Here is a 21319-nt window from a genome sequence, read left to right as displayed (position 1 = left end):
CATTCAACGAATATTTATCAGAACGAAACTGAAATGCCTGTATGTATCCAGCCTTTGGCACCAAAACCAAGTTCTGTAAAACCTGCAAACGCTTTACCGTAGCGAATACCGCCACCAACAATCTGGTAAGCAAATTGTGTGATCGGTGTTTTATCTGTCTGTCCTGTATAAGAATTAAATCTTAAACCAAACTCTGCACCTGAATAGACACTGAACTTCGGTTTCATTACATAGTTATAATGTAATCCTGTAAGCGCTGTGTTCATATTTCTTTTGTACGTAGTAATATTTATGCCTGAATAATCTGTAATCTTCAACCGCTCAAAAACATAAGAATAGGTAAGTTGAAAATGCGGATCACTTAAACTGAACAACAGGTCCTGCGAATAAGTTCCATAATCAGTAAGCCTGAAATTCTTTTGATCTTTGCTGAACAACGAACCAAAGAAAGAATAAGTGCTTTTGTCAAGAGTAGTATAGATCTGCGCATCTGATATATAACCAACAGAACTTCTTAGTTCAATTTTTTTGTATTGCGCATTGGATAAAAATGCAAAAATAGAAAACATGAATGGCAAGTAAATTTTCTTCATGTAAATATTGACAGCATCATGCCTTTTATTGTTGCATTCATTTTTTAATTTAATTGCTCAATAATGTTTTGAACGTATCAACGCCTTTGGCGTGATGCCGCTGAAACTTTCAGTTGAATAATGTGAAAGCGGCACAAGAGTGCGACGCAAGAGAAGCTCAATAGTAATAATGCGGCCTGCTGCATAAAATAAAAAAACCTCGTTAAAAAACGAGGCTCGTAAAAAATATAGGAAGTTTATTTACCACGTTTTGCTTTTAGATTTACATCCAAAGCATCAAGAAATTCTTCGGTATATAAATAATGTTCGCCGTGATTTACTTTATTGCCATAAATGCAAACTGCAAGATCTTTTGTCATCTTACCACTTTCAACAGTTTCTACACAAACTGCTTCAAGTGCATGACAGAAATCTATAAGCTCCTGGTTGCTATCAAGCTTGCCGCGGAATTCAAGACCTCTTGTCCATGCAAAAATTGATGCTATAGGATTTGTAGAAGTTGGTTTGCCTTTCTGGTGTTCACGATAATGACGTGTAACCGTTCCATGCGCAGCTTCTGCTTCCATGATCTTTCCATCAGGTGTTACAAGTGTTGATGTCATTAAACCCAATGAACCAAAACCCTGTGCAACAGTATCGCTCTGTACATCGCCATCATAATTCTTACAAGCCCAAACAAAATTGCCATTCCATTTTAATGCAGATGCAACCATGTCATCGATCAAACGATGCTCATAAGTAATACCTGCTTCTGCATACAAAGCTTTAAATTCATTCTGGTAGATCTCTTCAAAAATATCTTTAAAGCGGCCATCGTATTTTTTAAGAATGGTATTTTTTGTAGAAAGATACAAAGGCCATTTCTTTTGTAATGCAGTGTTGAAACAGCTTCTTGCAAAACCTTTGATGCTTTCATCTGTGTTATACATTGCAAGAGCAACGCCATCACCTTTGAAATTGAACACTTCAAACTCCTGTTTTGTTCCATCTTCGCCTTCAAATTTTATGGTAAGTTTTCCTTTACCTTTTGTAACAAAATCTGTTGCACGATATTGATCACCAAAAGCATGACGACCTATACAAATTGGTGCAGTCCAGTTAGGAACCAAACGCGGTACATTCTTACAAACGATTGGCTCACGAAACACAGTGCCATCAAGAATGTTGCGGATAGTACCGTTCGGACTCTTCCACATTTGTTTTAGTTTAAATTCTTCCACACGTGCTTCATCAGGTGTTATAGTTGCACACTTGATACCAACACCATATTGTTTAATTGCGTTGGCTGCGTCAACAGTAACCTGGTCGTTGGTTTCATCGCGGTATTCCATTCCAAGATCATAGTATTTAATATCAACATCAACATAAGGAAGAATCAGTTTATCTTTTATAAACTTCCAGATAATGCGTGTCATTTCATCTCCGTCAAGTTCCACTACGGGATTGGTAACTTTAATTTTTTGGCTCATGCTCGTTCGATTTTTTGGTTGGTTAAAACGGGACTGCAAATGTAACAGTTTAAGGTTTTATACAAAACAAACAATTTTTATAAGCCCGGCTTAAGTATTTCATGGCATCGCCTCTTGCGTCGCACTCTTGTGCAGATAGATGTTATGGCAGCAAAAACTTCTTACTCGCTCAAAAAACTCTGAATGGTTTTTATATATAATGCAGGTTGTTCAACATAAATGAAATGTCCTGCACCCGGAATAACAGTTAATTTACTGTTTTTAAAAAGCTGTAAGTATTCGTTGGTGAACCCCCATTTTTGGTTATCGCATTGACCTTTCATTACTAAAACTTTAGTATCGAGATTTTTAAATTTATTTCGTGGGTCTTTGATTTTAGTAAGGTCTAAATACGTCATTAATTGCGCGTAATAACCGCTGCCCGCTTCTTCTTTTAATACATTAGATGTATCACATACACAGGATTTGTTTACTTCATAATTCAAATAAGATGCAAAAGCATCTGCTTGTTCATCTGAAGCAAGCTTTTTACCAAATGTTGTTGCAATGAAGGACATTGTTTTTGTTCTAACATTATTTGCTTTTTTATTTCCGTCTGCATTTGAAAGCATTGGATCTTTTAAATGCAATCTATCAGGTGGTTTTACTGTTGCCAATTCGCTATGATAAGGATAAACAGGACCGGGACATGTTAGTATAAGCTTTTCGATCTTGTCCTTATTGTCTGCAGTGAATAACGTAGCTAAAATTGCTCCCCACGACTGACCAATTAATATTACTTTTTCAGCGCCAATATTTTTAATGATCTCATTTAGGTCATCAATATGTTTTTGTACAGTGTAGTCTCTAATATTTTCTAGTCTTGATGATCTGCCGCTGCCAATCTGATCGTACATGTAAACTTCATAGCCACTATCTGCAAGTGGTTGCAGCATTGTTATGGTATTATCAGAAATAAATCCGCCAGGCCCACCATGTAAATAAATTATTGGATAAGGCTTTTTTACACCTTTCGCAGAAAGAAGTGTGTATGCAATTTTTGATCTGTCACTTAGATTCCAGTATTGCGTACTTTTTCTTTCCTGTAGCTGAGGAACATCATAATTTCTTGGAAAAAAAATGAGGAATAAGAAAATAATGATGCAAAGCAACAAAGCGTAAGTAAAGAATTTGACTAGCTTTTTCATTATCGTGTTTTGTCTTAATGCAAAACACTAATCACGCTTTTTTTATTGTTCGAGTAGTTTATACAACTCATCAAGTTTTGGTGAAAGTATAATTTCGGTTCTCCTGTTCTTTGCCCTGCCTTCTGCAGTGGAGTTAGATTCAACAGGATCATATTCACTATGTCCGGATGCAATTACTCTTACAGGGTCAACATTATAGTCTTTTGTTAGTATTCTTACAATTGATGCGGAACGTGCAAGACTTAATGCCCAGTTATCTTCATACGTTTTACGAATAGGAATAGAATCTGTATGACCTTCAATGTTTATGCTGATATCGGCATTTGCATTTAATACACCGGCAAGTTTACCCAACGCTTCTTTGCCTTGTGCATTTACCGCAGCGCTGCCGGATGGAAATAATAAATTCTCACTAAGGCTTACATATACTTTGCCATTCTTTTGTGTTACAGTAAGATCACTTGCAGCAAAGCCACTCAATGCATCTGCCATTTTCTTTCTCAGCTCTTCAGATTTTTGTTTCTGCTGATCGAGTAAGTTTTGCAGTTGCGTAAGCTTCTGTTGCTGCTCCTGTAATTCTTTTTGTCTTTGTGTTAATTCTGTTTGTGTAAAAGATGCAGAAGCCTGCAGGTCTGCATTCTTTTTTTGCAGATCTGCTATCAGCTTTTTTTGGTCTGCAACCTGCTGTTGCAGATCAGTAACTGTTGTAGTTAAACTGTTTACTTTATTGGCAAGCTGTGTACTGTCATATTTGAGATAACGGATAGCAACCTGTGATTCCAAATATTTCTTTTTGCTTACACAGCTTGCCATGAACAACACACAGGCTGCGAGAATAATGATTACATGACGATGATTATTTTGCATACGATGATTTTATGTTTATTTCAAATTCTACAGTATAAGTGTGCGACGCAACCAAAGCTTGATAGCTATTCAACAGCTGAGTACCAACAAAATCATGCCAACACTTCCCCGATGTTAGAATAATTCAGGTTGTTTGTTATTGTCTTCTTCTCTTTTCTCCCATTCCATCTCAACAGATTTGCTGTAATCCATAAGCTTTGCACCAACTGCTTTCCAACCCATTACTTCCACCATTTTATTGATCTTGAATTTTGCTTTTCGTATTTGTTGACCGCGACCTGTTTGCACTACAAGAATTGGTTCTTCAATTGAAGTGATAGCTTCCAGCGTTGCACCTTCTTTGATGAATAAAAATTTACTGTGCAGGGTTGTTGTCTCAATCTTGAAACGTTTTACATTATACTGTCCTTTTTCACTATCAAGATATACTGCGGTAAGAATTTTCTCAGGATTGAATTTTTCTATCAGCAATATTTTATCTGCTTCAAAACGCTGTGTAAGTTCTGTATCGGTGATCTCGTAATTGCCATCGTTGTAAATCACCAGGATTTTTTCTTCTTCAAAGCTTCCAAGGTATGTGCCTTTCTGTTCATTGTTCAATCTTCCATATACGTCATCAAACCAAAGCTTGCGGCCTTCCAATGTTGACTTGCCCTTTTCTTTCAGTTTTACTGAGCGGATAGGATATTTTACCACCTGGTTGCCCATGCTGCTGCGGCCTTTTATTTCAAGCTCTTCAAAATAATAATCAAACTCTTTATTGCGTGCAGTACAGTTCGGGCTTAATGTGATCTTTACCACTTCTGCTTCACCATTTGGATTGGCAGAAAAGTATTGGACTTTACTTTTGTCGCTCCCTTTTGTAAGGTCATATTCTTTATCACGGGTGATACCGGTAACATTGAATCGCTTTGCATAACTAGTGCCACTATCACCATCGGTGTAGATCATGTTGTAAGTGGTGCGCTCATCATTCTTTAGAAACACTGCCGCATGAATAATGTCTTTGCCAATAAAGACTTTGTCTGCAACCTTGACGATCTTCATGATACCACGTTTGGTAAACACAATGATATCATCAAGATCAGAACATTCAGTAAGCAATTCATCTTTCTTCAAACCTGTTCCCACAAAGCCTTCTGCACGGTTTACATAAATCTTTGTGTTGGCAATAGCAACTTGTTTGGCAGTTATGGTATCAAAAGGTTTGATCTCTGTTTTGCGTTCACGGCCTTTGCCATATTTTTTTAAGAGATTCTCGAAGTATGCAACAGCAAAATCTGTGAGATGTTCTAAATCATAATTTACCTGCTTAATATCTGCTTCAATATTTTTGATCTGTTCATTCAGTTCATTAATATCAAGACGATAAATTCTTCTTACGGGTTTCTCTGTAAGTTTTATTATATCTTCTCTTTTTATCTCACGTTTCAGTTTCTTCTTGTAAGGGCCAAATGCTTTATCAATGGCTTCAATTACTTTGTCCCATGTTTCATGTTTTTGTTCAAGTTCTTTATAGATCTTTTCTTCAAAGAATATTTTCTCCAAAGAAGTATAATGCCATTTGCCTTCCAGTTCAGCAAGTTTTATTTGCAGTTCTTTCTGCAATAAATCTTTAGTGTTATCTGCTGAAATGCGCAACAGTTCATGCACGCCGAGGAAACGTGGTTTATTCTCCACGATCACACAACAGTTAGGAGAGATGCTCACTTCGCAATCGGTAAATGCGTATAAAGCATCAATAGTAATGTCTGGAGAAATACCAGCTGCTAATTCAATCTGTATCTCTACATCTTTTGCAGTAGCATCTGTAACTTTTTTTATTTTGATCTTGCCCTGGTCATTGGCCTTTACTATGGAATCCATCAGGCTCGACGTGGTAACACCATAGGGCACACTTTTGATTACCAGTGTTTTCTTGTCCACTTCTTCAATCATTGCTCTCACCCGTATCTTACCACCGCGTTTACCTTCGTTGTAGTTGCTCGCATCCATCATACCGCCGGTAAGAAAATCCGGCAATAATTCAAACTTTCTGCCACGCAAATATTTGATCGATGCTTCACACAATTCGATAAAGTTGTGCGGTAATATTTTCGTTGATAAACCAACTGCGATACCATCTGCACCTTGTGCCAGCACCAATGGAAATTTCATGGGTAGTACAACAGGTTCCTGTTTGCGGCCATCATAACTTAATTGCCATTCCGTTGTCTTTGCATTGAATGCAACTTCCAATGCAAACTTTGATAAACGTGCTTCTATATACCTTGGCGCAGCTGCATCATCACCTGTTCTTACATCACCCCAGTTACCTTGTGTTTCTATGAGCAAATCTTTTTGCCCCATGTTTACCAATGCTTCACCAATACTTGCATCACCATGAGGGTGGTACTGCATCGATTGCCCAATGATGTTGGCCACTTTATTAAAACGCCCATCATCCATTTCTTTCATGGCATGCAAAATGCGCCGCTGCACTGGTTTTAAACCATCCTCCACAGCAGGCACGGCACGTTCCAGTATTACATACGATGCATAATCAAGGAACCATGTTTTATATTGGCCCTGCACACCGTTTTCATTTGAGAGATCAATTTCTTTCTTTTCTTTCGCCATCTTTTATCAAGTCAAAAATTCAAAAGTAAAATTCAAAATATTTTGAGCCAGTCTGCATTGCTACTATAATCCTCTAGTTGCGTCGCACTCTTGTACGTTCTTTTCATTGCTAAGCAAAGAACAACCAGTACAAGTGAGTGACACAACAGGCGATGCCATGAAAACTCATAGCTTGTTTATAAAATTATTCTTCATACAATTCTAACGGCTGCCCATTTGGATCGATAAAGAATACAAATTTCTTCCCTGTCAATTCATCAATTCTTACATCCTGCACATCCACATTTTTACTTTTTAAAAATGCAGTGCTTGCTTCCACATCATCTACTGCAAATGCCAAATGCCGCAGACCTTTTGATTCAGGATATGAACCACGCTCTCGATAATCAGGAAATGAGAACAACTCTATTTGATACAAACCGTTTATTGCAAGATCAAGTTTGTAAGAATTTCTTTCTGCACGATATGTTTCAGCAATAATTTCAAAGCCGAGTATTTCTGTATAAAATTTTTTACTCTGCTCATAATTATCAGTCAGAATTGCTACATGATGTATATGCTTGATCTTGATCATTTCCCGATCTCTCCTAAATGCGTGGATTTAAATCCTGCGAAAGTTTTTAAACCATAACCAAATAGCCTGTCCATGGAAGAATGACCAAATAAAATAATACCAGTCAGTTGTATAATTTCATTCTGCAAATAACAGCCGAGAACATACACGCCTATTGCCAATGCCTTGTGATGAAAAAAATTATACACTATAGCGCCAACTTTATTTCCTGCAGCGTAACCTAGCATACTTAAATCAGGCGTTAAAATTAAAACCGGGAACCACCACCATGCGAAATATAATGTGCTGAAAAAATAAATGCTCAACAGAAGCATGGCAAGTTCTTCCAGTTGTATAATTTGTTTCATAATTATTCAGTAACAACTTCAGTTTGTACAGGAGCGCCGGCAAGCTTTATAGTAATCTCTTTCCAGCCTTTTGCCCAATCGCCGCCGGCTTCTAATTTCCCTGCATTGATCAATTCTTTTATGCGCCATACCAAGAAAACATCGCCTGTTTTTATTTTCATTTTGCCGAACATATTGCCTAACAACTTATGCAGTTTTTGAGGTTCGGTATTTACTGCACTAAGAATCTCTTTATCATAAAAATCTGCTTCTTTACTGGCGATCTTTTTACCGCCTTCCAGTATTCGCACCATGCCATTTTCACTGCAGAGTTTCTTCCATTCATCAGGGTCTATTTCAAACTCGCTCAATGTTATTGGTCTTGCCAGCTTCTTTGCTTTTAAAAATTCTTTTGGCTGAATTTCGTGTAAAGCAGTTGGGTAAAATATTCCACCCTTTTCATTTATAAAAGGCAGGTTGTTCATGTATAATACAAATATCCTTCCCTGGTAATCTTTTAACTGGCTCATCATCCAATAGTAACCACAGACATCATGTTGGTTTTGCCCCAGCCAGATCCATACTTCCAGTTCGGGTTCTTCTTCTAATTTTTTTAAGAGATTATGCACGGTCATTTTATCGTCGACCAAGTCTATTTGCTCTGTATACGGAGAAGATTCAAGCAACATTTTCCACCAATCCCTTCTTGCCTGGTAACCTTCTGTTTCATAAATGCCTTCAACTGGACCAACAGCAAAATCATCTTTGATCTGCCATACTTCACCGGCTATTGTTTCGTCTAACTCAATAGCTTTTTGCAATACTGCAGTATCTGCTTCCTGGAAAACGATGTGTAACATATAAAACCCTCCAAACATCCCTACAGGGAGTCTTTATAATTTTGATTAGCGATATAACTTAATTTAAAAATCATCATTGCTTATTATTGCACAAACCGTTGAAGTGTGCGACGCAACAAAAGCTCAATAGTAATTCTTCAGCTTAGTACATAAGAACTTTCCCCGTCATCTTCAACCATTTTGCTGACTCAGCAAAATGGTAAATAAGTCCCCCAACCGGGGGATTTAGGGGGCTTCTTCAACAAGATCCAACTCTACTCTTAAGTTATCTATGATAAATTCCTGCCGCTCCATTGTATTCTTGCCCATAAAATATTCAAGTAAATTCTGAATGTGATCGCCCTGTTCGAGTATCACAGGCTGCACACGCATATTATCGCCGATAAATCTTCCAAACTCTTCCGGTGAAATTTCTCCAAGACCTTTAAATCTTGTGATCTCAGGCTTGCTGCCTAATTTTTTTACTGCTGCCTGTTTTTCTGTTTCATCATAACAATAGATCGTTTCCTGTTTATTGCGCACACGGAACAACGGCGTTTCAAGAATATACACATGGCCCTGCTTTACAAGATCTGGAAAGAATTGCAGAAAGAAAGTCATCAGCAGCAAACGAATGTGCATGCCATCCACATCCGCATCCGTAGCAATTACAATGTTGTTGTAACGCAAACCATCAAGGCCATCTTCAATATTCAATGCATGTTGTAATAAATTGAATTCCTCATTTTCGTACACCACTTTTTTGGTAAGGCCAAAACAATTAAGTGGTTTACCACGAAGACTGAAAACAGCTTGCGTATCTACCTGGCGAGACTTGGTAATGCTGCCACTTGCACTATCACCTTCGGTAATAAAAATGGTCGATTTATTTTGCAACTCAATGAACGCTTCTTTATTTTTTGTAGGCGGTTCTTCATTGTAATGCACGCGGCAGTCACGAAGTTTTTTATTATGCAGGTTGGCCTTCTTTGCTCTTTCATTAGCAAGCTTTTTTATGCCTGCCAGTTCTTTTCTCTCCCGTTCACTTTGCTCGATCCTTTTCTTAATGGCATCTGCAACTGATGCATTGCGGTGTAAAAAATTATCAAGCTCTTTTGCAAAGAAATCGCCAATGAAATTTTTCATTGTCGGACCACCTTCATACACGACGGAACTGCCCAGTTTCGTTTTTGTCTGGCTCTCAAACACTGGCTCCTGCACACGCACTGCAATGGCAGCAACAATGCTTTGTCTTATATCAGCCGCATCATAATCTTTCTTAAAAAAGTCGCGGATGGTTTTTACAAACGCTTCCCTGAAAGCCTGTTGATGCGTACCGCCCTGTGTAGTGTACTGACCATTAACGAACGAAAAAATATCTTCGCCATAATCATTGTTGTGTGTAATGGCTACTTCAATATCTTCCCCTTTTAAATGAATAATGGGATAACGTATTTCATCTTCATTACTCTTGCGTTTCAGCAGGTCAAGTAACCCATTTTTACTTACATATCTTTTGCTGTTGAAAGTGATTACAAGTCCTGCATTTAGGTAGCAATAATTCCACAGAAGGTTATCAAGATACTCGTGTATGAAATGAAAATTCTTAAACACGGTATCATCGGGAATAAATGTTACCAGCGTTCCATTTGATTCTTCAGTCTTCGCTTCTTTATGATCTTTTATAAGAATACCTTTCTCAAATTCCGCAGCTTTTGTTCTCCCATCACGAAAACTTTCTACTTTAAAATAATGGCTCAGCGCATTCACAGCCTTTGTACCCACACCGTTCAGCCCTACACTTTTTTGAAACGCTTTGCTGTCATACTTCGCGCCGGTATTTATTTTGCTCACCACATCCACCACTTTGCCCAATGGAATGCCACGGCCATAATCGCGAATGGTTACCCCTTTCCCCTCGATCATAATTTCGATCTGCTTGCCATAACCCATCATGTGCTCATCAATACAGTTATCAAGTACTTCTTTTATCAGCACATAAATGCCATCATCCGGCGCAGAACCATCACCGAGTTTACCAATATACATACCGGGGCGTAAACGAATATGCTCCCGCCAATCCAGGCTTTTAATGCTGTCTTCGGTATAATCAAACAAGTCTTTTTCTTTAGCTTCTGCCATATCTTAAACACATTGAGCTTTAAAGAATTTTTTTGTGAACCCAGCCATATATCTTCCTATATCGTTCCTTGCGTCGCACTCTTATACTTCCTGTTCCTTATTGAGCAAAATACAACTTCAAGCCTTTTCTTACTCTCTTTTAGTGGATGGGGGCTTTAATCCCGTGCAAATTTAACTGTACAAGTTACTTTTTCACGTTTACTTTTCTACAATTCAACTAGCCATGTGGATAAAACAATTTTTAGCTGCAACATAATACACACGTGAACTTTAACGTATTTAGTTAGATTACAATGGAAGTCAAAACCCATTGATTTTTAACTTTGCAAAGACAGTTCAGTCTTAGCAGGAACGTTAATAAATCCAATGAGTCCGGAAGCAATAAAAAAACATTATATAACCACACAGGAAATCCTCACCAATATCGCCGGTATCCTATTCATTATACCACTGGCGCCTTTTCTGTGCCGTTTTATACCACCTGTTTTTATTGGCGACTGGAATGTAGACCTTATTATAGCGCTTATCATTTCAGTTATCATTATACGCTTAATGCAGTGGCTGGTAAAACCGTTGATTATCCCGGCTTTCCTGGTAGTATGCGCTATACTTATTTATAATCAGTTTAACAGCAATTATACATTCACCAATATTGCCAGCGGTTATAAAGCTATTGTAAACCAAAACTGGAATGTGAGGGAGCAGAAACAAACAGACCAACTTAGCTTCGACCCGCATCTTTTTGAAAATCCTGAAAAGAAAGTAACAAGGCTTGTAAAAGAAAAAATGCAGTACAAAGATTCTGTGGTAAGAAATTTTGCAGTTAAACATTCACTGGAAAATTTTGATGAGTTTAATTATAAATACCAGCGTTTAACGAGATATTTCTCTCTTTTTAAATATATCAACACCAATTTCAAATATGTTCCCGATGCACAGCGCGATGAATATTATGCTACGCCAAGAGAAACGATATTGAATGGTTTAGGCGGTGATTGTGATGACCACAGTATTTTGATGGCTGCATCGCTGATGAGCATTGGCGCTATGTGTAGACTGGTAATTATCGAAGGACATATGTACCCCGAAATGTATATTGGTGACAAAAAAGATTTTGAAATTGCCCAGGCTGCCATTATTCAATTCTTTGGCGATGATAAAATAGATCGTATTTACTATCATGAAAATGACGGCGAATATTGGGTAAATCTTGATTATACTGCAAGCTACCCCGGCGGCCCTTATATGAATGATAAAGTAAAGCTGGTAATAGCCTTCCCTTAGATATTAGCTACCTTGCGCCCATGCTTTTGACAGACCTTGTAGCAATATCAATGAACGCTAAAAAAAATGAAACTGCAAATCTTCATTTCCGCGAACTGTTAAAGCAGAAAGACAGTAATAGAATAGATGACCTGGTTTTCAAATTGAATGATGAAATTTCAGAAAAGGTTGATTGTACAAAATGCGGCAACTGCTGCCGTAGTTTAATGATAAACGTAAATGATGCAGACGCAGCAAGACTTTCAGCGCATCTTCAGATTGATAAAGAAGATTTTTATAACTGTTATGTTGAACGATCTTCACAAGGCTCACTTGCGGTAATGAATACGATCCCCTGTCATTTCCTAGATGAAAATAAATGTACCGTTTACGAAGCAAGACCCAATGAATGCCGCGAATTTCCGGGCCTGCATCACCCAGGGTTTACAAAAAGATTGTTTACCATTTTTATGCATTATGGCCGCTGCCCAATTATTTATAATGTGGTAGAAAAATTAAAAGAAGAGATCAGCATGTAATTGTTCAATAATGAACAATCGTACAAGAGTGCGACGCAACAAAAGCTTAATACTTTTACTAAAGTTTGGTTCACAAAAAAGAAAAATGCTTCGCTGTTAACGAAGCACTATATACTTTACAAACTTTATTTACTTAACAAACTATCCTTCCCAGATCTCATCTTTTCCTTCAAGCCACAGTTTTACAGATTGTGTGGTTACACTCTTTGGCCTTTCCAATGGGAACGCTAAACCTCTATCCCAGATAAGGCTCGCAAGCACACCCAATGCACGGCTTACAGCAAACAACACCGTATAAAATTCATATTCCACAAGACCATAATGTACCAGCAATGCACCACTGTGCGCATCTACATTAGGCCATGGATTTTTGATCTTACCTAAAGATTGCAATATCGGCGGAACCGTATCATATATCTTCCAAACCGTATTTACCAGTTTATCATCAGGCATGTGCTTCTTGCCAAATTCCATTTGCGCTGTAAAGCGTGGATCTGTTTTGCGCAACACCGCATGGCCGTAACCCGGCACCACTTTACCTGACTTCAAAGTTTTCTGTACATAGTCTGAAATCTGCTCAGCGGTTGGTTCTTCAGAACCTATTTCTTTCTGCATTTCGTAGATCCATTTGATTACTTCCTGGTTGGCAAGACCATGTAAAGGACCAGCCAAACCATTCATGCCTGCAGCATAAGAAAGGTAACAATCACTTAATGCAGAGCCAACAAGATGCGTAGTATGTGCAGAAACGTTTCCACCTTCATGATCTGCATGAATGGTCATATACAATCGCATCAGTTCGTAAAAACTTTCATCGTCATAACCCATCATGTGCGCAAGGTTTCCCGACCAGTCAAGCAAACCATCCGGCTGAATGTGTTCACTGTTCTTATATTTACGGCGATAAATATATGCGGCAATTCTGGGCAGTCGTGCTATTAAGGTAAGTGCATCTTCAAAAGTAGATTCCCAGTAATCTTTTTTACTCAAACCATCTGCGTAATTCTTTGCAAAAACACTTTCAGTTTGCAATGCCATTACACCCACTACATACATGGTCATGGGGTGTGTGGTTATTGGTAAAGCATCTATTGCTGCAAAAACGTGGTTGGGAACATGGCTGCGGCGCTGTAATATAGAGGTAATGCGGTTTGCATCATCCTCGGTAGGTAATTCGCCAATCAGCATCAGGTAAAAAAGTGCTTCCGGCAAAGGTTCGCTGCCCCCTTTTGCTTTGGGTAGTTTTTCCTGTAGTTCAGGGATAGAATATCCACGAAAACGAATGCCTTCCTGCGCATCAAGCAAACTTGTTTCTGTTACAAGCCCTGTAATGCCACGCATGCCCTGATACACCTGGGATAATGACACTTCTCCTATCTTTTTGCTGCCATGTTCTTTCAGCAATTCCTTGATCTCTGTTGCTGCGGCGTCTGCTTTTGCTTTAAATCGCTCCTTAATGATATCCATTGCCGTGTATATATTTTGTTGGTGATATATTCAGCGTAATTACTGATGCAGGGTAGCTTTTTATGAGCCGGGTATTGCATCATTAGTCATCGTTCCTTGCGTCGCACTCTTGTACTGCATAACATTTTTCATCCGTTGCGATTGGGGTAAAGGTAAAACAACTTGCCTTTGAATTACAAAAGAATTGCAAGAATGTTGTCAAAAATATAAGTTGTAAAATCCGCACTTGCTGATAAAAGAATAAAGCGCAGAAGTGTGCGACGCAACAGGCGCTCATGAAAATTATAATGCCGGGTACATAAATTTTACAACTGTTAGTTTAGATTTTACTTAGGTGTCTTTCTGTAAATGTATATGGCTATAAAACTGAAGAATACATCGGGTATCCATGCAGCTATATAAGGCGGCAGGCTTCCTTTGGTAGAAAAAATGGTAGAAAACCTGTCCATGAGTATAAAGGTTACTGCTAGTACAATACCGATTGCTATATGTGCGCCGCTTCCACCACGCACTTTGCGGCTGGCGATAGCAGCGCCAATTATAGTAAGAATAACAACTGCGAGTGGGGTGGCAAAACGTTTGTATTGCTCTATCTCCAGTGCATTTAAACCTTCTGAACCGCGCAGTTTCTCCAGTTGCACAAACTGGTGCAATTCAGCGGTAGTTAATTTGTCTTTGGCATATTCATCGTGACTAAGATCGAAAGGTTTGAAGTTGAATTTCATTTCTTTTTTTTGTGAATAATCAACTTTCTCCTGCAGGCCGTTTATGTTTCTTTCCAATACTGTTTGCAACCGCCAGTTTTTTATGGCAGTATCCCATCTTATCACTTCGGCGCGAAGATTATAAACCAGTTCATCATTCTTTACCCGTTGCATAAAGAATGGCCCGCCGGCTTTTGTGCCTGTATCATAATTCCTGATACCGGCATACGTAAAAGAATCAATACGGAAATAAACATTGTGGCTGCTTCTTACCAGCGGGTCGTATGTTGAATTTACATTCACATATTTTGCTTCGAAACTGGTTCTTATTTCCTGTGCCTTGGGAATATAATAGTTGGCCGAAACAACCAATAATAAACCAAGCGTAATGCCACCCACCCAATAAGGGCGCATCATGCGGTTAAAACTGGTGCCACTTGCAAGAATGGCGATCAGTTCACTTTTTAAGGCCAGTTTAGAAGTAAAAAATATTACCGCTATAAAAACAAATAACGGAAACAGAAGCGCAATGATGTAAGGAACAAAACCAATATAATATTTCATGATGATGTCTGTGGCACTTAAACCCGATGCAACAAAATCATCTGTTTTTTCGCTAACGTCTACAGCAACAGCAATGATGGTAAAGAGAAATATGGAAAAGAAAAAAGTGGTAAAGAATTTTTTGAGTATGTACCAGTCGAGTTTCTTCATGCCATATCCCGTAAAGGGGTATTTTGATTATCGCCAAAAGTAAAGTAAAACCTGTTGTAAAGTTGTTATAACCGTTGTTTAATGATTTCTCTCGTGGAAGTTTTCCAGCTCTTAAAATCACCGGCTATAATGTGTTTCCTTGCTTCGCCCACCAACCATAAGTAAAATGCAAGGTTGTGAATGCTGGCGATCTGCAAGCCCAGTATCTCATCTGCCACAAACAAATGGCGCAGGTATGCTTTGCTGTAATAATTACTTGTTTCGCAATCAATGCCATCATCTATAACAGAAAAATCGGTTGCCCATTTTTTGTTTCTGATATTGATAACACCCTTTGTGGTAAACAACATGCCATTGCGGCCATTGCGTGTGGGCATTACACAATCAAACATATCTATACCAAGACTAATACATTCCAAAATATTCCAAGGCGTGCCAACACCCATTAAATAACGCGGCTTATTGTAAGGAAGATTTTCTGCGCACAAGGCCGTAAGATCATACATCATAGCTTCTGGCTCACCAACACTAAGGCCACCAATTGCGTTGCCTGTTGCTTCTTTTGAAGATACAAATGCACAGGATTCTTTGCGCAGATCTTCGAATGTACTGCCCTGCACAATGGGAAATAAATTCTGCGAATAACCATACTTATCTTCCGTTTCATTAAAACGTGTAAAGCACCGTGTAAGCCAGCGATGCGTAAGCTCCATACTTTTTTTAGCGTAAGCATATTCGCTGGGGTAGGGCGGGCATTCATCAAACGCCATAATGATATCTGCGCCAATGCTGCGCTGAATATCCATTACATTTTCTGCAGTAAACAAATGCCTGCTGCCATCAATATGCGACTGGAACAAAGCGCCTTCTTCCGTAAGTTTCCTGTTCTCTGCCAGTGAAAAAACCTGGTAGCCGCCACTATCTGTAAGAATGGGTTTGGGCCAGCCGTTGAATTTATGCAAACCACCTGCTGCTTCAATAATAGCCGTTGTTGGACGCAGGTATAAATGATAGGTATTACCCAAAATGATCTGTGCTTTTATCTCATCTTTCAACTGTTGCTGCGTTACAGCCTTTACGCTGCCAATAGTACCCACCGGCATAAAGATGGGCGTTTCAATAACACCATGATCTGTAGTTATTGTGCCTGCTCTTGCCTTGCTGTTATTATCTGTATGTTCCAGTTGAAATGTGAGTGCTGCCATAAAGGGCGCAAAGATATTCGTTTATCATTTGTAGTTTATCGTTGGTTGATTTATGGGCCCTGCTTTAGCAAATGCATGAAGCTTTTGTTGCGTCGCACTCTTGTACGATTTGGATTATTAATTGAGCAGGGGGAGAAAAAGCAAATACAATCTGGACTGTAAGAACTTTCGTTTTTTGTATTATCGCCTGCTGACAATTGAGGAAGCACTATAATTTTGGGCAGAGGAAACTTTCATATATTTTTGAGCTATATGCCAAATTATGACTAGACCCTTCCTATTAATTGCAATTCTCTTAATCTCGACCCATGTATTTTCACAAACTATTCAAGACTTACAAATAACTAAAGAACTCAATTTAGTTTATTCAGACACTGTTAACGGTAAAACCTACTTAGGGAATTATGAACCAACAGGAGCAATATCCTGTAATGATAGCTCATATATAATTTCAACAATCTTTTCAATTGATTTTCCAGAACAATATGACACGACATATTTAAGAACGGACTTCGCTAAATATTATGAACGCTCAAAGCTTTATTCTGCCAAGGCTCACGTTAGCAGTGGGAGCGTTTTGAAATTGAACAAGGACTTTAATAAAATATGGGAAGTAACTTTTAAAGATAAAAGAGTAACTCATATCATTTCATTTGACAGTTCCTCCTTTATAATAGCAGGAGAAAGGATAGACCTCAATGTTATTTGGATTGCAAAAATTAATAGTAACAATGCCAATATTATTTGGATGAAGGAATTTAAAGTGGGACGCAGTCTTTCAACTTGTGGGTTGACGTATGCAAATGGAAATTTTTATATTTTAGGAGAAACAGAAAGAATTATTCCACTCAAAATACAAAAAGACTATGGGCGAACACGAATTGAATTATTTAAAGAGAGTGACATGCAGTCTAGTTTGATTTTATTATGTGTTTCAAAAAACGGAAGCTTAAACTGGAAGAAAAAAATTGACCCTAAAAGAAACTATAATTATTTTGGATACAACTTTATTTCAACAAACGAAAATCATTTTATTTTATCTTCATTTACTGGATTTAATAAAGTAAAAAAGAAATGGGTTAAGGACGAAGCTTTAGCTTTTTATACATTAAATAAGAAAGGAAAAATAAAATCGAAGGAGGTAGTAGATTTCAATGATATGCTTTATTTCGATACTTCAATCGTTTTTACAAAGACAAATCTTGGTAGCGATACAATAAAAATATATAAGCTTACAAATTTAGGAGTCGATCGAACCGACTCTTTTTCCATTTTTTCTGAAAGAAAAGACATAAGAATTGAATCAGTTTTGAATACTTCAAAGAATTATTATTTATATGGTTCAATGCAAGTCAATAATAAAGACTATTTAATTTGCAGTATGACGAAAGACTACCAAATAACTGAATGTCGAAAACATGACCAACCAGACTATAATAATCTTGTATCATTGATGGAAACACATGACAAAGAGCTTTTGATAATTGGTTGGTGTTATAAAAGAAATGAGCAAACAGGCAAACTATACAAGTATATGAACCTCATTAAATTCAAAAAATTTGGCACATAGAAAAGTATTACTGCAAGTGGCGCTGGACATTTAAACATCGAACTGCTGCCCTTAGATCCAAAAGTACAAGTGTGCGACGCAAGGGCACTCATAACTGATTTGGGACAAGATAGCGAATTGCAATTTATTGCTTCTGATGGGAATATTGTTGAAATAGATTTAAAATGCAGTATTAAAATCGGTATTATACACGATGAGGAAAGAGCAGTTGAGTTAATAACAAAAGCCATTGATAAAATCAACGAATCCAATCTTGGAAATCAATTTGTGAAAACTCAACAATAGGAACAATTATGAGATTTTCATTTTTATCTACTATTCCATTTTGTTTTATTTGGCTTTCAAATATAGATAAAGCATATTGGTTTAATAGCCATAAATCATTTGCTTCTTTTATTGGCTCATCATTTCTACTTAGCATTACTTCCATTTCAAGAATTGCAACATATTCTCTTACATTCTCATCATTTAATAATACAATTAATCCTGTTGTTACATTGCTATTGAATGGTGCATTAGTATATGTTGGACGTATAAAATATGGCTTTTGTGAAATTGCAGTAGAATTTTCAAGTTTATTCAATCTCTTTATAAAAAAATCAACACTACACTTCCATACCGATATTTTCAAGCCGCTTTTTATTAATTCTAAATTCCTAAACTCTATTTTATTATCCATATTAGTCGTTTTGAAACTACAATTTAAAACTAAATAACCATGTTTAAAAATCTTCATGAACTAATTGCAACGATGCCGGACGATGCTACATGCAGAAAGTTTTTAGCTGAAAGCCGTTGGCAGGACGGTAAAGCTATTTGTCCTTACTGTGGTTATGGTAAATGCTATGTGATTGAGAACGGCAAGCGTTATAAGTGTGGTTCATCTGCATGTTATAAAAAGTTTAGTGTTACAGTAGGAACAGTATTTGAAGCAAGCAATATTCCCTTAAACAAATGGTTCATGGCATGTTATTTAGTTACTGCTCATAAGAAAGGAATATCTTCTTATCAATTAGCAAGAGATATTGGTGTAAGCCAAAAAGCAAGCTGGTTCATGATACATAGATTACGTGAATTAATGAGAGATAAAGAACCTGTTGAATTAAATAATACCTGTGAAATAGATGAAGTTTGGATAGGTGGAAAGATGAAAAATAAACACAAATCAATACGTAATAAAGCACACGTTGAAAATAGAAGTCATACAGAAAATAAAACTGGTGTTATGGGACTATTAGAACGTGAAAACAAAGTAGTATTTAAAGTTATTGATAGTAGTAAGGACACATTAAAAGGTATGGTTAGAAAGCATGTAAATAAAGATGCTGTTGTTATTACTGATAGCCTTATCTCTTATAAAGGTTTGGATAAAGAATATAAACTGCATGAAGTAGTAAATCATTTGCAGGATGAATTTGTAAAAGGACAATACCACACGAATAGCATAGAGGGAGCGTTTAGTTTATTAAAAAGAGGCATTATAGGAATATATCACCAAGTAAGCGTTAAGCATCTTGAAAGATATTGTGATGAATTTGCATTTAGATATAACAGTAGAAAAATGAAAGATGCTGATAGGTTTAGAATGTCATTAGGACAAGTTGAGGGACGTTTGGATTATAAGACATTAACTGGTAAAAAGTAAAGTACATTATAAAATTATTTTTGTTAATACATGCTGTTTTTATATATTCACACTCAATCTATTTGTGCTGCTCAACCAATTTATTAACTGTTTAACCATTATACATACAACTTTCTTTAAATCAATTCGTTTATTATTTAGCATGTTATTTGTTCGCAAAGATTATATATTTGCGCTCCGAATAAAATAAAAAAAGCCCAGTACTGCGAATACCGGACTTTTGGAGATGTGTAAATTCAACCTGCTTGCTTACTACAAGTTTTTAGGTTCTTTACACTGACTACTTTTTCAAACATCTAAGGCAAATGATAACAAGTTTGCCTTTCTTTTTTTCATCCGTGTCCTCGTCATCTTCCTTTTTGACAGTCCTAAAGGTTATCTGCCCAAAATTTTTACAACAAAAACACTTCCCAAAATAGGCTTTACGTGCCATATTATAGGAGATTGTGCCACTACAATGTAGGTGCGGTTATTTACTCAATATCGAGCAAATAGTTAAGCAGCACGCTGCGAAAAATTTAATGTTAAACGGTAATAATTAAGGCGAGAACTGCATTGAAGTATGCAAAGTGTTACGTATATTCGTAACCGAAATCATTCTCAATCCCTCGATTTTTAAGCGTCCAAACTTAGTCGAGGGATTTTTAATTATAGATATAAAGAGCTTATATACCAAATATAACATTTTAATCTTAATGTGTAAATGAGTTTGCTAAAATAATTATCAACAATAAATTACGCCGGTTTTGTACCTTGTATTTATGAAAAATAAAAAGCCACCCAAAAAAGCCTTTATTACTCCAAACACAAAGCAATTACCAGAACAACCATTGCATATAGATATGTCATTTCAAGACCTTATTAAAAAGGCTGCTAATACTCCAATTAAGAATAGTAAAATCAATAAGAAATGACTTTTGAAGAAAAGCAAGACTATGATATTTTAAAATTACTTGTAGATAATAATGGCTATTTAAATTACTGGGATTTTATATCAAAAGCAAGCGAAGCTGGCGTAGGTTTAGAGCATGAGATAACAGAAGAAATGAAAAATAGAGGTCTGATAGAAAAGGGAATGTATTTTGTTGATGATATAGAGGAACAAGGGAATAGATTAACAACAGCAGGTAGAAATAAATATAATTTCTTAGTGGAACAAATGGAAACAGAAAAAAGGAATGAGAAAATAGCTAAATGGACTTTTTGGATTGTAATAATAGGAACTATTGCCGCAATTTTATCAGTAGTGATACCATTGTTATAATAAACTGCAAAACCACCAATATTAATATGCGGCGGTAAATCTTTGACATCTTTATTTCGTGTTCAGTCAATTAAAAAAAGTATCAATAAAGGTTTTTAAAGTATGCTGTGAATATAAAAGCCATCCAATAAGAACGGCTTTTATTAACTTTGAATTTCCGTGAAAGGGAAGAAATTCTCTCTTTATGTGAGATGCGTAGTTCCTATTGTTTTTACATTTCGGGAACTACTGCAAAAGTAAGTCGTTTTGAAACGATAGCTTTTAATTATATACCTTGTCCCTTATTGGCTGTTGTTTCCGACGCAAGGAACGAGGCCATGAAAATCCACTGC

19 protein-coding genes are annotated in these 21319 nt (G+C 37.0%); 6 read left to right on the top strand and 13 right to left on the bottom strand.

Going from position 1 to position 21319, the window contains the following annotated elements; all coding sequences use genetic code 11:
• Nucleotides 1–17: 17 nt before the first annotated feature.
• The 9 genes from FRZ67_RS08135 to FRZ67_RS08095 form a co-directional block, all read right to left on the bottom strand.
• Nucleotides 18–593: a hypothetical protein gene (locus FRZ67_RS08135; RefSeq protein WP_147189072.1), complete on the bottom strand. Its 576-nt coding sequence runs from the start codon at nucleotides 591–593 to the stop codon at nucleotides 18–20.
• Nucleotides 594–829: 236 nt separating this feature from the next.
• The gene (locus tag FRZ67_RS08130; protein WP_147189071.1) at nucleotides 830–2062 is read right to left on the bottom strand and encodes an NADP-dependent isocitrate dehydrogenase; all 1233 of its coding nucleotides are present in this window, start codon (nucleotides 2060–2062) and stop codon (nucleotides 830–832) included.
• Between the two features lie 161 nt (nucleotides 2063–2223).
• Entirely contained in the window at nucleotides 2224–3249 is a 1026-nt protein-coding gene (locus tag FRZ67_RS08125) for an alpha/beta hydrolase (protein WP_147189070.1), read from the bottom strand.
• Nucleotides 3250–3291: 42 nt separating this feature from the next.
• Nucleotides 3292–4116 (bottom strand): OmpA family protein, encoded by an 825-nt coding sequence (locus FRZ67_RS08120; protein ID WP_147189069.1) that lies wholly within the window; start codon nucleotides 4114–4116, stop codon nucleotides 3292–3294.
• Nucleotides 4117–4230: 114 nt separating this feature from the next.
• Nucleotides 4231–6735, bottom strand: coding sequence for a DNA gyrase/topoisomerase IV subunit A (locus tag FRZ67_RS08115; protein WP_147189068.1), 2505 nt, complete (start codon nucleotides 6733–6735; stop codon nucleotides 4231–4233).
• 184 nt (nucleotides 6736–6919) lie between these two features.
• A complete protein-coding gene (gene gloA2 / locus FRZ67_RS08110; RefSeq protein WP_147189067.1) occupies nucleotides 6920–7309 on the bottom strand; it encodes an SMU1112c/YaeR family gloxylase I-like metalloprotein in 390 nt (129 codons plus the stop codon).
• Nucleotides 7306–7656 (bottom strand): DUF4260 domain-containing protein, encoded by a 351-nt coding sequence (locus FRZ67_RS08105; protein ID WP_147189066.1) that lies wholly within the window; start codon nucleotides 7654–7656, stop codon nucleotides 7306–7308. The genes gloA2 and FRZ67_RS08105 overlap by 4 nt, the downstream gene beginning before the upstream one ends.
• 2 nt (nucleotides 7657–7658) lie before the next feature.
• The gene (locus FRZ67_RS08100; protein ID WP_147189065.1) at nucleotides 7659–8495 is read right to left on the bottom strand and encodes a DUF1835 domain-containing protein; all 837 of its coding nucleotides are present in this window, start codon (nucleotides 8493–8495) and stop codon (nucleotides 7659–7661) included.
• A gap of 225 nt (nucleotides 8496–8720) precedes the next feature.
• Nucleotides 8721–10616, bottom strand: coding sequence for a DNA topoisomerase IV subunit B (locus FRZ67_RS08095; protein ID WP_147189064.1), 1896 nt, complete (start codon nucleotides 10614–10616; stop codon nucleotides 8721–8723).
• A 366-nt stretch (nucleotides 10617–10982) separates the two neighbouring features.
• Between FRZ67_RS08095 and FRZ67_RS08090 the strand changes: the two genes are divergently transcribed.
• Together FRZ67_RS08090 and FRZ67_RS08085 are read left to right on the top strand one after the other, a co-directional pair.
• A complete protein-coding gene (locus tag FRZ67_RS08090; RefSeq protein ID WP_147189063.1) occupies nucleotides 10983–11900 on the top strand; it encodes a transglutaminase domain-containing protein in 918 nt (305 codons plus the stop codon).
• A 50-nt stretch (nucleotides 11901–11950) separates the two neighbouring features.
• Nucleotides 11951–12418 (top strand): YkgJ family cysteine cluster protein, encoded by a 468-nt coding sequence (locus tag FRZ67_RS08085; RefSeq protein WP_158638330.1) that lies wholly within the window; start codon nucleotides 11951–11953, stop codon nucleotides 12416–12418.
• A 141-nt stretch (nucleotides 12419–12559) separates the two neighbouring features.
• On the opposite strand, the gene FRZ67_RS08080 is transcribed toward FRZ67_RS08085, so the two are convergent.
• The 3 genes from FRZ67_RS08080 to tgt all read right to left on the bottom strand — a co-directional run bounded on the left by FRZ67_RS08080 (nucleotide 12560) and on the right by tgt (nucleotide 16508).
• Nucleotides 12560–13885 (bottom strand): citrate (Si)-synthase, eukaryotic, encoded by a 1326-nt coding sequence (locus FRZ67_RS08080; protein ID WP_147189061.1) that lies wholly within the window; start codon nucleotides 13883–13885, stop codon nucleotides 12560–12562.
• Nucleotides 13886–14211: 326 nt separating this feature from the next.
• Nucleotides 14212–15303: an LptF/LptG family permease gene (locus tag FRZ67_RS08075; protein ID WP_147189060.1), complete on the bottom strand. Its 1092-nt coding sequence runs from the start codon at nucleotides 15301–15303 to the stop codon at nucleotides 14212–14214.
• A gap of 65 nt (nucleotides 15304–15368) precedes the next feature.
• Nucleotides 15369–16508 (bottom strand): tRNA guanosine(34) transglycosylase Tgt, encoded by a 1140-nt coding sequence (gene tgt, locus FRZ67_RS08070; protein WP_147189059.1) that lies wholly within the window; start codon nucleotides 16506–16508, stop codon nucleotides 15369–15371.
• A gap of 262 nt (nucleotides 16509–16770) precedes the next feature.
• Between tgt and FRZ67_RS08065 the strand changes: the two genes are divergently transcribed.
• On the top strand, nucleotides 16771–18078 hold the full coding sequence (locus FRZ67_RS08065) for a hypothetical protein (RefSeq protein WP_147189058.1): 1308 nt from the start codon (nucleotides 16771–16773) through the stop codon (nucleotides 18076–18078).
• 238 nt (nucleotides 18079–18316) lie between these two features.
• On the opposite strand, the gene FRZ67_RS08060 is transcribed toward FRZ67_RS08065, so the two are convergent.
• Nucleotides 18317–18757, bottom strand: coding sequence for a hypothetical protein (locus FRZ67_RS08060; RefSeq protein ID WP_147189057.1), 441 nt, complete (start codon nucleotides 18755–18757; stop codon nucleotides 18317–18319).
• 39 nt (nucleotides 18758–18796) lie between these two features.
• Here FRZ67_RS08060 and FRZ67_RS08055 point away from each other — a divergent pair, with 39 nt between their 5' ends.
• The 3 genes from FRZ67_RS08055 (at nucleotide 18797) to FRZ67_RS08050 (ending at nucleotide 20987) form a co-directional block, all read left to right on the top strand.
• Nucleotides 18797–19723 (top strand): IS1595 family transposase, encoded by a 927-nt coding sequence (locus tag FRZ67_RS08055; protein WP_147189056.1) that lies wholly within the window; start codon nucleotides 18797–18799, stop codon nucleotides 19721–19723.
• Nucleotides 19724–20484: 761 nt separating this feature from the next.
• The gene (locus FRZ67_RS23380; protein ID WP_158638329.1) at nucleotides 20485–20637 is read left to right on the top strand and encodes a hypothetical protein; all 153 of its coding nucleotides are present in this window, start codon (nucleotides 20485–20487) and stop codon (nucleotides 20635–20637) included.
• On the top strand, nucleotides 20634–20987 hold the full coding sequence (locus FRZ67_RS08050) for a hypothetical protein (RefSeq protein WP_147189055.1): 354 nt from the start codon (nucleotides 20634–20636) through the stop codon (nucleotides 20985–20987). The genes FRZ67_RS23380 and FRZ67_RS08050 overlap by 4 nt, the downstream gene beginning before the upstream one ends.
• The last annotated feature ends 332 nt before the right edge of the window (nucleotides 20988–21319 follow it).

The sequence above is a fragment of the Panacibacter ginsenosidivorans genome (assembly GCF_007971225.1).
Classification (GTDB): domain Bacteria; phylum Bacteroidota; class Bacteroidia; order Chitinophagales; family Chitinophagaceae; genus Panacibacter; species Panacibacter ginsenosidivorans.
Note: the sequence above shows the minus strand (reverse complement) of the source record. Positions and strands in the feature narration are given on the sequence as shown.

Excerpts from the sequence above, each read along its gene's own strand:
- FRZ67_RS08135 (WP_147189072.1), bottom strand. The coding sequence starts at position 593 with ATGAAGAAAATTTACTTGCCATTCATGTTTTCTATTTTTGCATTTTTA.
- FRZ67_RS08130 (WP_147189071.1), bottom strand. The coding sequence starts at position 2,062 with ATGAGCCAAAAAATTAAAGTTACCAATCCCGTAGTGGAACTTGACGGA.
- FRZ67_RS08125 (WP_147189070.1), bottom strand. The coding sequence starts at position 3,249 with ATGAAAAAGCTAGTCAAATTCTTTACTTACGCTTTGTTGCTTTGCATC.
- FRZ67_RS08120 (WP_147189069.1), bottom strand. The coding sequence starts at position 4,116 with ATGCAAAATAATCATCGTCATGTAATCATTATTCTCGCAGCCTGTGTG.
- FRZ67_RS08115 (WP_147189068.1), bottom strand. The coding sequence starts at position 6,735 with ATGGCGAAAGAAAAGAAAGAAATTGATCTCTCAAATGAAAACGGTGTG.
- gloA2 (WP_147189067.1), bottom strand. The coding sequence starts at position 7,309 with ATGATCAAGATCAAGCATATACATCATGTAGCAATTCTGACTGATAAT.
- FRZ67_RS08105 (WP_147189066.1), bottom strand. The coding sequence starts at position 7,656 with ATGAAACAAATTATACAACTGGAAGAACTTGCCATGCTTCTGTTGAGC.
- FRZ67_RS08100 (WP_147189065.1), bottom strand. The coding sequence starts at position 8,495 with ATGTTACACATCGTTTTCCAGGAAGCAGATACTGCAGTATTGCAAAAA.
- FRZ67_RS08095 (WP_147189064.1), bottom strand. The coding sequence starts at position 10,616 with ATGGCAGAAGCTAAAGAAAAAGACTTGTTTGATTATACCGAAGACAGC.
- FRZ67_RS08090 (WP_147189063.1), top strand. The coding sequence starts at position 10,983 with ATGAGTCCGGAAGCAATAAAAAAACATTATATAACCACACAGGAAATC.
- FRZ67_RS08085 (WP_158638330.1), top strand. The coding sequence starts at position 11,951 with ATGAACGCTAAAAAAAATGAAACTGCAAATCTTCATTTCCGCGAACTG.
- FRZ67_RS08080 (WP_147189061.1), bottom strand. The coding sequence starts at position 13,885 with ATGGATATCATTAAGGAGCGATTTAAAGCAAAAGCAGACGCCGCAGCA.
- FRZ67_RS08075 (WP_147189060.1), bottom strand. The coding sequence starts at position 15,303 with ATGAAGAAACTCGACTGGTACATACTCAAAAAATTCTTTACCACTTTT.
- tgt (WP_147189059.1), bottom strand. The coding sequence starts at position 16,508 with ATGGCAGCACTCACATTTCAACTGGAACATACAGATAATAACAGCAAG.
- FRZ67_RS08065 (WP_147189058.1), top strand. The coding sequence starts at position 16,771 with ATGACTAGACCCTTCCTATTAATTGCAATTCTCTTAATCTCGACCCAT.
- FRZ67_RS08060 (WP_147189057.1), bottom strand. The coding sequence starts at position 18,757 with ATGGATAATAAAATAGAGTTTAGGAATTTAGAATTAATAAAAAGCGGC.
- FRZ67_RS08055 (WP_147189056.1), top strand. The coding sequence starts at position 18,797 with ATGTTTAAAAATCTTCATGAACTAATTGCAACGATGCCGGACGATGCT.
- FRZ67_RS23380 (WP_158638329.1), top strand. The coding sequence starts at position 20,485 with ATGAAAAATAAAAAGCCACCCAAAAAAGCCTTTATTACTCCAAACACA.
- FRZ67_RS08050 (WP_147189055.1), top strand. The coding sequence starts at position 20,634 with ATGACTTTTGAAGAAAAGCAAGACTATGATATTTTAAAATTACTTGTA.